The sequence below is a fragment of the Nitrobacter sp. TKz-YC02 genome (assembly GCF_049852135.1).
GTDB classification, from domain to species: domain Bacteria; phylum Pseudomonadota; class Alphaproteobacteria; order Rhizobiales; family Xanthobacteraceae; genus Nitrobacter; species Nitrobacter vulgaris.
Genome location: NZ_CP180728.1, coordinates 3,494,218 through 3,506,095 on the forward strand (window position 1 = coordinate 3,494,218; position 11,878 = coordinate 3,506,095).

An 11,878-nucleotide genomic window follows, 5' to 3' on the forward strand; every position below is an offset into this window, starting at 1 on the left:
CTACTCCGCCGCGCGCGACCGCGCCCCGCCGATCGAACCGACATGCGTACGATCAAGATCGCGCGACAGCAACCGGCCGGCCGATCCCGATGCGCGGCTGACCAGCTCGACGTAGCCTTTCGTCACGCGTGCGAAGTGATTGTAGATGATGACTGCGGGAATCGCCGCGACCAGACCGAGCGCCGTCGCGAGCAGGGCCTCGGCGATGCCGGGCGCCACCACCGCGAGGTTCGTGGTCTGCGACTTCGAAATCCCGATGAAGCTGTTCATGATGCCCCATACGGTGCCGAACAGACCAACGAACGGGGACGTCGCGCCGATCGTCGCAAGCAGACCCATGCCGAGCCGGATGCGACGGGATTCAGCGCGGACGATTTCAGCGAAGTTCGACGCCGCTCTCTCCTTGATGCCGGCGTCGCTGGAAATTCCGGCCGACAGCCGCGCCTCGTGCATCGCCGACGCCAGCAACGACGCCAGCACGCCATCCTTGGCGCCAAGCGCCATCTGCGCTTCCGCCAGCGAGCGTGACTCGCTGACCTGCGTCAGCGCCGCGCCCAGTTTGCGCCGCGCCAGCGACAGCTCCACCATTTTCGCGATGCAGATCGTCCACGTCACCAGCGAGGCAAACGCAAGACCGATCATCACCAGCTTGACCACAATATCGGCCGACATAAACATCGACCACGGAGACAGGTCGTGAGGTGACGCCTGCTCCAGCAGATTGGCGCCAGCGTCACCGGCGGGGGACGGCGCGGCCTCGGTGGAAGACGGTCCCGATGCGCTGGAGACCGACGAGGGCGCCTGAACCGTCGTTGCCAGCGCAGAAAATGCCGGCGTCTGCGCGGATGATGCCGTCGGATGCGGCGCACTGGTCTGCTGCGCAATCGCGGGGGAAACCAGCGACAAGACAGTCAGCGTGACCGCAAGCGAAATCGTCCTCAGTGACGTTCTAAACATCACTGCGTTCACATCTCGGCTCAACAGAAAACAAGATCATAGATGCCGACCAATTAACCATTTCAGGGACCATCAGATCAGCCCAAAGCGTTCGACACGGCTCTGTATCGCCGTCCAAATCGAAAAACAGGCTGCGTGTACGGCCACTCCTACCATGCTCCGCTATCAGAAATAAAGACGATACAAGAGCTAGAGTGCAGACCGACAGCTCGCCCCTTGGAAACCGTAGTTTTCTCGACGACCACCTGCCGTCATACACTTCCCGGTACGATAGAAAGCGTTGTCGACAGATCGGTGCGGAAACGCGCAGGGCATTGTCGGCGCAAATGCAGAACAATGTCCGTCAAAGCGCCGTAGCGATACAGCGGCGAAAAAATCTGCGCCGATTTGAAATTACAATGGCCATGAGAGCTGCTATCAACACATAGGATTGGTCGTCACTTTATCGATACCATCATCCGCGACGAACTCCTTTACCAACGAACATCCCCGCTTTTCGAGCCACAGCTCGATCTCGATTGCGGTAACGATTCCGACACCGGGTTCCATGAGCAGCTCCTCACGGGTGTAGGAGGAAGCGATCCTAATAAGGCGTTGGACTCGGTTGCCGACTGTTCTTCCGCTGAGATGAGCATGGCGACCATTCAACAGCGCAATGACAGCCCGCCGGGAGAGATCGCGACGCATGACTCCCGTACGTATTTTGGGACCGAGCGCACGGACATCCGCCTTCGATATGTCGAGCTTGCGAGCAATTTCGGTCCGATCAAGTCCCATCGTCAACAGCACAGCGATTTCGTCACGTAGCTGATCCAGGACCTCGCCCCAGGAATATCGGCCGGGAGCAAACTTCCGAGGCGATTCAGATTTCTGAGCGGCAGCTGGATGCAGATGCATAAGAGTTGACCTTCCCATTCCATCATCGGCCTGATCTTCGCGTCTTACGCGCAAGCAATTTCAAGAATAAGCGAGCCGGAAGTGACGGTTTTAGCATCGACCGATCGAGATCGATCCACCCTCGCGGATGACTTGGCTATCCAACCAAGACAATCTCCCATTTAGGGTTGCCTTCTTCTAAGTTGGTCAGTTGTCCCGACGTTGCTTTCGTGCGGCATCAGCGGCAGACAACAGCGCCGAGCCTAACTCTTCTGCCATTTTCGGAGGCACAGCGTAGGGCGCTGCCAGAGCAGTAGAGCCATCGAGAATAACAAACACATACTCCTGACCAGGGACGTTCGAAGCAGACCAAGATTGCAGTCCTCGAAAGCTAAATACTAGTTTCTGCGGTCGTTGCCTGATCGACACCTCTTGTTTGACTCTTCCAAGCGATGCCATAAGCGCGTCCAAATGGTCGGCGGGCATAGATACCGTAATCTGCTCGCCCCACCTGCCGTCGAACGTCAAACTCAACGATGAGCCGTCTACGGTGACGTTATGGTTTCGAAGACCAAATATCTCGCTCATCGAACAACCACCATTTGAACAGCCGATGCTCGGCGCCACGCCTGCTTCAAACGTTCAGAACCTCGCTGTGGCCTGCAGCCGGAACACACGCGGTGATCCGGGCATAAGGTTATTGTTACCATCTGCGGTCGAGAAGTATTTTTGATCGAACAAGTTCTCGATGTTCAGCTGAGCGCGCCACGTCGGGTTCAAAGTCAGGATGACTGCGGCATCAACGCGCGTAAATTCCGGAAGGCGGACGGTGTTGTCGGACGAGGCAAAGAAGTTCGAATAATGGATCACGCCTATACCGCCGGCCCACATGGGATCGAACTGATATTTGTTCCAGACAGAGAAGGTATTATAGGGAACGAGCCCCACGCGGTTTCCGGCAACAATCGTTGCCGAGAGATTGTTTGCAATCCGAGCATCCGTGTAGGAATACCCACCGGTGACCTGCCATGCATCCGTGATGTAACCGGCAAGGGACGCTTCAAAGCCTCGCGTCTTGGTCTGCCCGTTGAGGAGAAAAAACCCGATATTGACTGGATCCGGGATACGTTGGTTGGTCCGATCGAGATCATACACTGCCGCAGCGAACTGAAGGCGAGGCACGATATCGTATTTGACCCCGATCTCGGTGTTCACAAACTTCTCCGGCTTTGCAATCACCAGCCCGGGATTGAGCGAGCTGAACTGATCGCCTGCGCTCGGCAGGTACGACACGCTATAGCTGCCGTAGATCGACAGATTGTCTATCGGTTTGTAAACGATGCCCACACGCGGCGACACCAGATCGTCGACCCGGCCCAGCACCACGTTGGTCCGCCGATCTCGTGACTGGAGGTCGAAATGATCGAACCGCACGCCAGCGATCAATTGCAGATAGCGGGTGATTTCAATCTGATCCTGAAGGAAGGCCGCACCAAGATTGAGGTTGTAGGTATTGTTTGCATCCGTAGTGCCGTTGTTTCTGAACGTCACGGGCACATAGGAAACAGGATTTCTTGGATCGACCGTGATCGTCGAAGCCACGCCGTTGAAGAAGCCGCTTTGACGAAAGTTCAGACCGCTCTGACGACCGAGCTCCCCTCCGAATAGGACCGTGTGGCGCGTCCAACCGGCATCGAACTTATAGGTTACGTCTGTTCGATTGAAGAGGTTGGATCGGTCCGTTTCGTTATTGTAAGATGAAAGATTGCTGGATGTACCAGCAAGGTTAACCGCGCCCGCATTGGCGCCGCCACCCGGAAAAACGTTCTGATAGAACTTGTTGTAATTCGCCGCTTGGGTGGCGTTACGGACCGAGAATCCGTTTTCGAAATCGTGCTCGATAATCGCCATACCAATATCAACGTCAGCGATTGCATAGCTCAGAAGAGGATTGCCGAAGAACGTCGATGACGACGTGTCGTATGGAAATCGCGGAAAAGCGTTACCGGGGCGGATCTGCGAAGGGACGCCACGATCAACGGTCCGATTATCGTGCAGGTGCTCATAGCTCAGCTTGACCGTCGTGGTATCGTTTGGTGCAAAAGTGACGGTTGGATTGACGGCCCAGCGATCGAGATGGACAAAATCTCGGTAGCTACTCGTGTTTTCATACATTGCATTGAAACGGGCCGCCCAATTCTCATTGATGGCCTGCCCGATGTCGGCCGTCATACGCGCGCCCGGATAGGAATTTCCCCAGACCGTGAACTCCCGAACCGACGTGCCATCGGCCTCCTTCAACACTCGGTTGACCACGCCGCCGCCGCCGCCGCGCCCGAAGATCATAGCATTGGGGCCCTTCAGAACCTCAAGCCGCTGAAGATTGTAGACGTCGCGGAAATACTGCACGTCGTCCCGAATTCCATTTGTGAAGAAATCCGCATTGGTCCGCTGTCCACGGATTACGAGATCGTCTCGATGGCCTTCGCCTTGATGGTAGATCACGCCCGGCACGTAGCGCGTGGCCTCGCCGACCGACAGGATGGCTGTGTCCTTGATGAACTCCTTCGTCAGCACGGTGACCGACTGGGGGACGTTGATAAGAGGCGTGTTCGTCCGCGTCGCGGTGGTTATGCTTTGGGTGATGTAGCCCGACTGCCCTGTCTTTGCGTCCTGGCTGTTCACGCTCGGCATATGTTTAGGCGTGGGTGCGGAAGCAGCGACCTGACGGCTCGACCTTACAGTTCTCGGTGCAGCAGTTGACGCGCGACGACGCCGGGGCTGTGTCTGTGTTGGCGCATCAATCGTCACCTTCGGCAATGTCGTGTCGGACGATCGCGATTCTTGTGCAAACGTGGAGCCGCTGTCCGCCAACATTCCGGCGCCAAACGCGACCGCGGCGCTCGTTGACAGAAGAAATGAGCGCCGACCAAAGCGCGCGACCCAGCAACCCACGTTAGTCATAAGATGTATTCCCCCGAATCCCGATAAATCCCCGCGTGCTTCTGCAAGAGTAGAATTAGGTGAAGATTAGATCAGATTTAGAATGCCTCTAGGTTATCTCCGAGGCTATTGATCGAGCTCGAAAACCAGCTCTAAGCGAGTGGAAGTTCCCAAATAGCGATTGACATTCGAACCCAACCCACAAGCCAACGGTTACAATGCGCCTGCTATTGATCGAAGACGATGCGATGTTTGGCAAAGCGCTGGTCCGAGGCCTTGGGCGAAACGGCATGACGGTGGATTGGATCCGCGATGGGGCCGACGGGTTAGCTGCGCTCACGCGCGCGGAGCACGCCGCCGCGCTGCTCGATATCGGGCTTCCGGAGATGTCGGGATTCGAAATCCTGAAGGCAATGCGAAGCAGCAGGAAAATGCCGCCCATCCTCATCATAACAGCGCGAGATCACGTAGAGGATATTGTGACAGGCCTCGATCTCGGCGCCGACGATTACCTCATAAAGCCGTTCGACCTTCGTACCCTGCTGGCCCGGATTCGAGCCGTGGTTCGACGAACAAATGTCCGAACAAGCGCATTGATGACCAGCAAGGACATTACCCTGAATCCATCCACTTACGTCGCAACCTTCCGAGACGTCGAAGCAACGCTGTCCGCCCGTGAGTTCTCGGTGTTGTATGCTCTGATGGAACATCCCGGAACCATTCTGTCCCGCTCGCAAATTGAAATGCGAATTTACGGCTGGGGCGAGGAAATCCAGAGCAACGCCGTCGATGTCGTCATACACGGCCTACGAAAGAAATTCGGCAAGGACATGATCCACAACATCCGTGGAGCGGGCTGGGTGGTCATCAAAGGCGAGTCATGAATTCGCTGCTGAGGACAATACTCGCTCCGATCACGGCATTGCTGGCAGCTTTCTGCTTGGCTGCCGCAGCCGCATCATTCGTCTTAGTAACCTACGAAGCTAACAAGTTCCTCGATGCTCAGTTGCAGGAAATTGCGATCAATACCAGTAAAAAAACGCCAATGGACTTTGAAACGGAGGATGAAGACCGGCTCGTGGTCCGCGTCTGGGATCTCTCTGGGGCCAATGTTTACCACGGCGGACCTTCAGTCGACATACCTTGGACGCACCAACCCGGCTTGGCCGATGCTGTCGTAGATGGTCAACTGTGGCGAGTCTATCGATGGAGCACTGCCCACCACAACGCTCTGATTGCTCAAGCCTGGAGTGCCCGCCGCGAGATTGCGGCGTTTGCTGCCACGGGCGCCGCACTTCCTTTGCTACTGGCCGTGCCGCTCGCATGGCTTCTGATACGTTGGTCCATCGGACGAACCCTGCGCGAATTTCACCGCCTATCATCCGCAATCGGCAACCGAAGCCTCGAGGCGCGCGAATCTCTTCAGCCCAAGGACATACCGACCGAGATCGTTCCGCTCATTGCAGCAATCAATCAACTTGTGGAGCGCTATCGTCAGGCATTGGAAACCCAGCAACGTTTTGTTGCCGACGCCGCTCACGAACTCCGGACACCCCTTGCAGCGTTGCAAATACAGACCGACAATTTGCTAGCATCTGATCTCAGTGAACAATCCAGAGAATTGGCAAACGAGCTCGGTGATGGTGTACGACGATCGTCTCATTTGGCACACCAGTTGCTGGAAATGGCCAGATCTGAAGGCAGTCCCGCGGTCTGCAATCGAACAATCGACCTTGCCGCTCTTATCACCTCAATCTTGACAGAGTTTGTCACCTCGGCGTGTGCAAGTGGAATCCATCTCGAGAGAGACATCGTAAATCCCGCATCAGTTGATGCAGACGATATCGCGGTTCGAAAGATTTTGTCGATTCTTATCGACAATGCGATTTGCTATTCATCGCGGGACAGTGTGGTCACGGTGAAACTCTCTCTCTCTGAAAATCAGCCCCGAATAGACGTAACGGACAGCGGACCCGGCATCCCGAATGATGTCATGCCTTTCATCTACGATCGTTTTTATCGAGGCGCGCCGCAGGAGATTGAAGGAAGCGGTCTTGGTTTGGCGATCGCCAAAGCGGCTGCGGATCGCAACAACATCCGGCTGTTCCACCAGAGACGAGCAGACGTTCAAGGCACAGTCGCCACAATGATTTTCAACCAGTGTTCTGCGTAGACGACAGTATCCTTCGGCGCGAGTCGGCCTGCGTTCACGCTTCACCCGGGACACCCGAAACTCACGATTTTCGTTCGTAGAATCGATGACCCCATGATCTACTTTTTTCTTTTTGTTGCAGCGCTTACTGCGTTTTCTCTCAGCGCATTTTGTGGCGGTGGCGCCGGATTATTGCTGATCCCAATCCTTGGCTACTCACTCCCGCTAAGCCAGGTGCCAGCAGCGGTCACCCTAGGAACAGCAACAAGCTCCTTTTCCAGAATCTGGATATTTTTTAACGTCATCCGTTGGGATATCGCCAAGTTGTTCTTGCCGACGGCCATGTTGGGAGTGATTTTAGGCGCGAAGATGTTGAGTTATCTTCAACCGATGTATCTGGAGTTGTGCATCAGCCTATTTCTAATCTCCAATCTTCTTTGGCTCTTTAGAAAGCAGGAAACAAAACATACCGCATCCGCATCGCTCACTGTTCCACCATGGCAAATCAGACTGGTCGGCCTTTTGGCAGGTTTCATTTCTGGTCTGACAGGTGCGGTTGGTGTCCTGTTTAACCGGTTTTATTTTCGCTGCGGTTTAGACAACGATGAAATCATCGCTACCAGAGCGGCGAATGAAGTCCTACTCCATTTGATCAAGCTCTATCTTTATGCGTCATTGGGTTTGTTTCATCTCAAAACCATAGAAATCGGCTTGCTCGTGGCGCTGGCCGCTGTTCTCTCCTCTGGCTTAATGAAATTCGTCTTGCCTAGAGTATCCAGGGGACTGTTCATGCGAGCTGGATATACTGCCATGGTACTTTCTGGCGTATTGATGCTGAACCGCGCGGTTGTCGATATTAAACTTGCAAATGATCCCGATCTCATAGTGACTATCAAGGCTGAAGAATTAAGCGCTCGTTTAACTTGGAATACCTTGGTCTATCTTGCGGAGCTTAGGTACGACGAAGGCTTGGAAATCGAGAACGCTGTTCCGCTGTCATCTCTTTCAGTTGATCGACAACGCTACGTTCAATCTTTGCAAGGCGGCGCCGAAAAAGTCGGTATCGAAAAGGTGTATGCTCTGAAAGGAATATCGTATGAAGCCTATTTTTTTGATCACCACAACCGTTTGATTAGCAAAATCAAATTCGACTGAGAACATCGGTCCAGGTGGCACAGAGAATTGAAGCGACCAAGATCGCTACGAGCGCAATTTGAGAAAAATTCACCGTCTATCATTTGCCCCTCGCTACCATGTTGCGACTATCGCATGTTGGCTTGGTGCATTCGAAACTGTCCATAGTGCGCGAGTTCGTCCGCTTTCACGGTAGTGGTAACGAGGACAACGAAGCCGCTGCAATTGAACAATTGGCCTCGCGACTCCGCGCTGCATGATTGAGCCGGCGACTACTGTGTTGGCGCGGGCGTTGTTGCAGGCAGCGCTGGAGTAGTCGGACTGAATCCGCCGAACATATAAATGAGCGCTATAGCGAGAAAAATCGCTGCAGCGAAGCCCATCACTCCGAGGCTTAGGGCTCTCCGATTTCGTAGTCCTCGAAGCATTTCCGTCGCCCCCCAGAATAAGAAAACGACATGCACCGCGTTGTGACCTAACGCCAGGAGCAGTCTACTGCTACTTACCCATGCTGACCCAAATGAAGAACGATGGAGCGAGCCGCAGTGGAGTTGTGTATCTAATTGATATATTCACGTAAAATGGCGCATCATTCTCGCTATCGTCATCTGGTGCAGGTTCGGATTGGTGTGTCTGCTTCGTGGCGCCAAAACCGACATATCGATCAAAACCGTCAAGGAGTGGATTTGGGTCACGACCTGCGTTGATGTGCGGGCCGGAGAGGGGCGGCCGCCGGAGAGGCAATGCCGAAGCGGTCGCAAGGGCGGCTGGGGTGTCTGAGCGGCAAATCAAAGACGCACGGCGATGTCTCAAGTCCTCTAGTAATTCACCCAATATCTCGACACGCAGATAGCCAAATAAAATGCAGCCAAAAGGCCAAAAAGACCACTTGCAAACAAGAGGCCACCCTCGATCAAAAGATCACGGAAAGCTGGCGCAGCGTCTTGTTCTATCGCCAGCGTGATCCGCTCGCGCCTTTTGAGAGCACGTACAGCGAGGGTATATGAAAGGCCCGCTGTAATAGACACATACGCTATCTGTCCTATCACCTTGCGTCTCCTCCAATGTGGTCGGGTGCTGGTTGCAACCACCCTAGCACATCGCACATCAGTTTTGGGCTATTTTGCTCGTCGCGAGCTTCGACAAAAACCCGCCGGCAAGGGAGACCCACCGGCGGGTCTTTGGTCGGAGATACGCAGCCAATCCCGGATGGACCTGGCCACGCACCCCATCCGAACAAATAATAACCGATGCATCCCGCAGCACAAACTCACTGAAGAGTGAGCAACTAACATCAGAAATCGGGGTTAGAATTGCCTTACAGGTCGCGGCAAGATCAGGTTGGTTGTGCTCTCGCGTCTGGTCTTGATCGTGATCGTTTCTGAAGGGGCGAACTCGCGCCTTCCGGCGGCCAGAGATCGACCCCGCGAAAGGGAGACAACGAACATGGCCACTTATTATCCTCTCGAAGGCACGTCACCCCCACCCTCAGAAACTGTCGCCGTAGACGGACCCGTGATCCGCCACATCGGTTTCTCCGACCTTCTCGAAGCCTTGCGGCTGGGTTGGGAAGACTTCAAGGCGGTTCCCAGCCACGCCATCGTCCTTTGCGTTATCTATCCCATAATCGGAATTCTGCTGTGGCGGATGGTGCTCGGCTACTCGGTTTTGCCGATGCTGGTTCCGATCGCCGCAGGCTTTGCCTTGATCGGACCATTTGCGGCGCTAGGGCTTTATGAACTGAGCTATCGGCGCGAACTCGGTATGGACGCGTCAGCCTGGCACGCATTCCGCGTGCTGCGGGCACCATCGTTCGGGTCGATGCTTGGACTGGGTGCGCTGTTGCTTGCTATTTTTGTCGCTTGGGTGGTAACGGCGCACGCGATCTACGTGTCCACCTACGGCGATATCCCGGCTTCGGCAATTCCCGATTTCCTCACGCAGGTCTTCACCACGTCCGAGGGCTTGCGCATGATCATGATCGGCCTCGGCGTCGGATTCCTGTTCGCAGCCGTTGCCTTGTGCATCAGCATTGTGTCGTTCCCGCTGATGCTTCATCAACACGCCGATATGAGCGATGCCATTCAGACGTCGATGCGCGTGGTGGCGAAGAATCCAATCGCAGCCGCGGAATGGGGTCTGATCGTGGCTATCTTGCTGACGCTCGGGTCGATTCCCTTCTTCCTCGGTCTCACGGTTATCATGCCGTTGCTTGGTCATGCGACGTGGCATCTCTATCGCAAGGCGATCGAGAGTCCTTTAACGTCGTCAGCGCATGAGCCCGAGCAAGTTGAGAGAGAACAGCGTTACGCGGCCGATTTCCCGTCGGTCTTGTTGCCCCCTTACGGGCGCAAGCACCGGTTCTTCGATAGTTCGGATTGATGGAAAAAGGTTCGCTCTCGCAAGGCCGTCTCGATGGAAATCGAGGCGGCCGGCGCGCGCGGATCGCTCAACACAGACTCCAACCGATTATCGTCTTCAAATAGTCTTGGAAAACCCCGCTTCGGCGGGGTTTTCTATTCCGGCCGCAAATGCGCTTCGATCAACTCACGAGCTGTTTCGTAGACATGTTGCACAGCAGGATCGGCACCCTGTTGCATTTCAAGCAACATCAGGGCGTTTTCATAAATCTCAGTGGCATCTTGCTGAGTCAGGACGCCGCGATTGACCAGCGCTGGGATTAGCGCGGCAAGCAGCGATGACGAAACCAATTCGGACGCGGCAACAGATTCGAGCGGGTCTAGGTCAGGCACTTTTCGCCTCCAGGGTTTCGGCTCCGCTAGTGCTTTGACGTGGGTTTTCTAAGTGGGGCTGTCAATTACCGAATTTGATGCATCCGTTAGCACGAGCTTACCGTTATCCACGCTGATCAAGCGGCGCTCCGCAAGCAACGTCAAATCATCGCTCGATGGCGCGAGCAGTTTGCGCCCCGCTCGGATGTCACGCAACACCCAGCGAAGTCTGATCGCGGTATCAATGGGAAGGTCGTGGAGAGATCTCGGCCCCGCTGGTTGGCCTTGGCCTTCATCATCACTCATCGAATCCCCTTGCGTGTCCTCGGCGGGGTTTCCAGGTTCTGTGCCGAAACGGCACTTGCAAACCGCCGTCCGCATCACCGATCACTTATTCGTGGGGAGATCGCAGATCCCCATGCCCCGAATAAAAAGCCCATTCTCGTAGTGTCAACGGTCATGCAGCTAAATCGATGATCTCCGGCGCCAAGCGCGACAAACGTCAGCGTTCGCGGAACCAAGCTGCGGTGTCGCTGCGATACGACACGAGCCCGTGTACGAAGATGGCACCTTGTTTGCCGCTCGATTCTCTCCTAGTTTGACCGCAATGAGCCACAAGCGGCACCTCCGATTTCTCCCTCTCGCAAGAACACTCATGTTCCTGGCGGTGGGCGCTTTTGCTTCAGACTATGTTGATGTCGATTTCTCAGGCTTCAGCTGCCTCTGGCGTGCTGCCTGAACCAGCCGTTGTCCTGAACGGTTCCATGCACTACCACGGCCACCTCGCAGGTCATGTGCATGTCCATCATGGTGACATCGCCGAGGGCCACGTTCACAGCCCAACCGATCACGACCATGATGGCGCCCTCCCGCCTTCGTTCTGCATGCTGTTCTGCGTGTCCGTTACCATTCCGACTGCACCCATTTTGGCTGATCCGTCTGGGTTTGTTGGCGTTGCCCAACTGCCTCCATCGGAGCGCGCGGACGGCATCGATCCGGGCGCTCTGATCCGCCCGCCAAGTACCCTCAGCATCGCGTAGTCCGGGCGGCCCTTTCGGCTGCCGCAAATTCGCGTGTCTGAAGG

Annotated in this window: 11 protein-coding genes; 6 read left to right on the forward strand and 5 right to left on the reverse strand. The window is 55.4% G+C overall.

Going from position 1 to position 11,878, the window contains the following annotated elements:
- Entirely contained in the window at positions 1-957 is a 957-nt protein-coding gene (exbB, locus tag ACM561_RS16795) for a tonB-system energizer ExbB (RefSeq protein ID WP_425906551.1), read from the reverse strand.
- Between the two features lie 633 nt (positions 958-1,590).
- Here exbB and ACM561_RS16800 point away from each other — a divergent pair.
- The gene (locus ACM561_RS16800) at positions 1,591-1,764 is read left to right on the forward strand and encodes a hypothetical protein (RefSeq protein ID WP_425906552.1); all 174 of its coding nucleotides are present in this window, start codon (positions 1,591-1,593) and stop codon (positions 1,762-1,764) included.
- Positions 1,765-2,040: 276 nt separating this feature from the next.
- Here ACM561_RS16800 and ACM561_RS16805 read toward each other — a convergent pair whose 3' ends face one another.
- Together ACM561_RS16805 and ACM561_RS16810 are read right to left on the reverse strand one after the other, a co-directional pair.
- Positions 2,041-2,421, reverse strand: a complete 381-nt coding sequence (locus tag ACM561_RS16805) for a hypothetical protein (protein WP_425906554.1) — start codon at positions 2,419-2,421, stop codon at positions 2,041-2,043.
- Positions 2,422-2,475: 54 nt separating this feature from the next.
- Positions 2,476-4,527 (reverse strand): TonB-dependent receptor, encoded by a 2,052-nt coding sequence (locus ACM561_RS16810; RefSeq protein ID WP_425906556.1) that lies wholly within the window; start codon positions 4,525-4,527, stop codon positions 2,476-2,478.
- 467 nt (positions 4,528-4,994) lie between these two features.
- Here ACM561_RS16810 and ACM561_RS16815 point away from each other — a divergent pair, with 467 nt between their 5' ends.
- From ACM561_RS16815 to ACM561_RS16830, 4 genes are all read left to right on the forward strand, one after another.
- Positions 4,995-5,660: a response regulator transcription factor gene (locus tag ACM561_RS16815; protein ID WP_425906558.1), complete on the forward strand. Its 666-nt coding sequence runs from the start codon at positions 4,995-4,997 to the stop codon at positions 5,658-5,660.
- Entirely contained in the window at positions 5,657-6,949 is a 1,293-nt protein-coding gene (locus ACM561_RS16820) for an ATP-binding protein (protein ID WP_425906560.1), read from the forward strand. Before ACM561_RS16815 ends, ACM561_RS16820 begins: the two co-directional genes overlap by 4 nt.
- A 93-nt stretch (positions 6,950-7,042) precedes the next feature.
- Entirely contained in the window at positions 7,043-8,083 is a 1,041-nt protein-coding gene (locus tag ACM561_RS16825) for a sulfite exporter TauE/SafE family protein (protein WP_425906562.1), read from the forward strand.
- Between the two features lie 1,425 nt (positions 8,084-9,508).
- Positions 9,509-10,444, forward strand: coding sequence for a DUF2189 domain-containing protein (locus tag ACM561_RS16830; RefSeq protein WP_425906563.1), 936 nt, complete (start codon positions 9,509-9,511; stop codon positions 10,442-10,444).
- A gap of 134 nt (positions 10,445-10,578) precedes the next feature.
- On the opposite strand, the gene ACM561_RS16835 is transcribed toward ACM561_RS16830, so the two are convergent.
- Both ACM561_RS16835 and ACM561_RS16840 read right to left on the reverse strand, forming a co-directional pair.
- On the reverse strand, positions 10,579-10,815 hold the full coding sequence (locus ACM561_RS16835; protein WP_139372846.1) for a hypothetical protein: 237 nt from the start codon (positions 10,813-10,815) through the stop codon (positions 10,579-10,581).
- 48 nt (positions 10,816-10,863) lie between these two features.
- Positions 10,864-11,100, reverse strand: a complete 237-nt coding sequence (locus ACM561_RS16840) for a hypothetical protein (RefSeq protein WP_425906565.1) — start codon at positions 11,098-11,100, stop codon at positions 10,864-10,866.
- A gap of 389 nt (positions 11,101-11,489) precedes the next feature.
- Between ACM561_RS16840 and ACM561_RS16845 the strand changes: the two genes are divergently transcribed.
- Entirely contained in the window at positions 11,490-11,834 is a 345-nt protein-coding gene (locus ACM561_RS16845; RefSeq protein WP_425906567.1) for a hypothetical protein, read from the forward strand.
- Positions 11,835-11,878: the final 44 nt, after the last annotated feature.

What these genes read in the sequence shown, in the direction of transcription:
- exbB (WP_425906551.1), bottom strand. Translation starts at nt 957, where the DNA reads ATGTTTAGAACGTCACTGAGGACGATTTCGCTTGCGGTCACGCTGACT.
- ACM561_RS16800 (WP_425906552.1), top strand. Translation starts at nt 1,591, where the DNA reads ATGGCGACCATTCAACAGCGCAATGACAGCCCGCCGGGAGAGATCGCG.
- ACM561_RS16805 (WP_425906554.1), bottom strand. Translation starts at nt 2,421, where the DNA reads ATGAGCGAGATATTTGGTCTTCGAAACCATAACGTCACCGTAGACGGC.
- ACM561_RS16810 (WP_425906556.1), bottom strand. Translation starts at nt 4,527, where the DNA reads ATGCCGAGCGTGAACAGCCAGGACGCAAAGACAGGGCAGTCGGGCTAC.
- ACM561_RS16815 (WP_425906558.1), top strand. Translation starts at nt 4,995, where the DNA reads ATGCGCCTGCTATTGATCGAAGACGATGCGATGTTTGGCAAAGCGCTG.
- ACM561_RS16820 (WP_425906560.1), top strand. Translation starts at nt 5,657, where the DNA reads ATGAATTCGCTGCTGAGGACAATACTCGCTCCGATCACGGCATTGCTG.
- ACM561_RS16825 (WP_425906562.1), top strand. Translation starts at nt 7,043, where the DNA reads ATGATCTACTTTTTTCTTTTTGTTGCAGCGCTTACTGCGTTTTCTCTC.
- ACM561_RS16830 (WP_425906563.1), top strand. Translation starts at nt 9,509, where the DNA reads ATGGCCACTTATTATCCTCTCGAAGGCACGTCACCCCCACCCTCAGAA.
- ACM561_RS16840 (WP_425906565.1), bottom strand. Translation starts at nt 11,100, where the DNA reads ATGAGTGATGATGAAGGCCAAGGCCAACCAGCGGGGCCGAGATCTCTC.
- ACM561_RS16845 (WP_425906567.1), top strand. Translation starts at nt 11,490, where the DNA reads ATGTCGATTTCTCAGGCTTCAGCTGCCTCTGGCGTGCTGCCTGAACCA.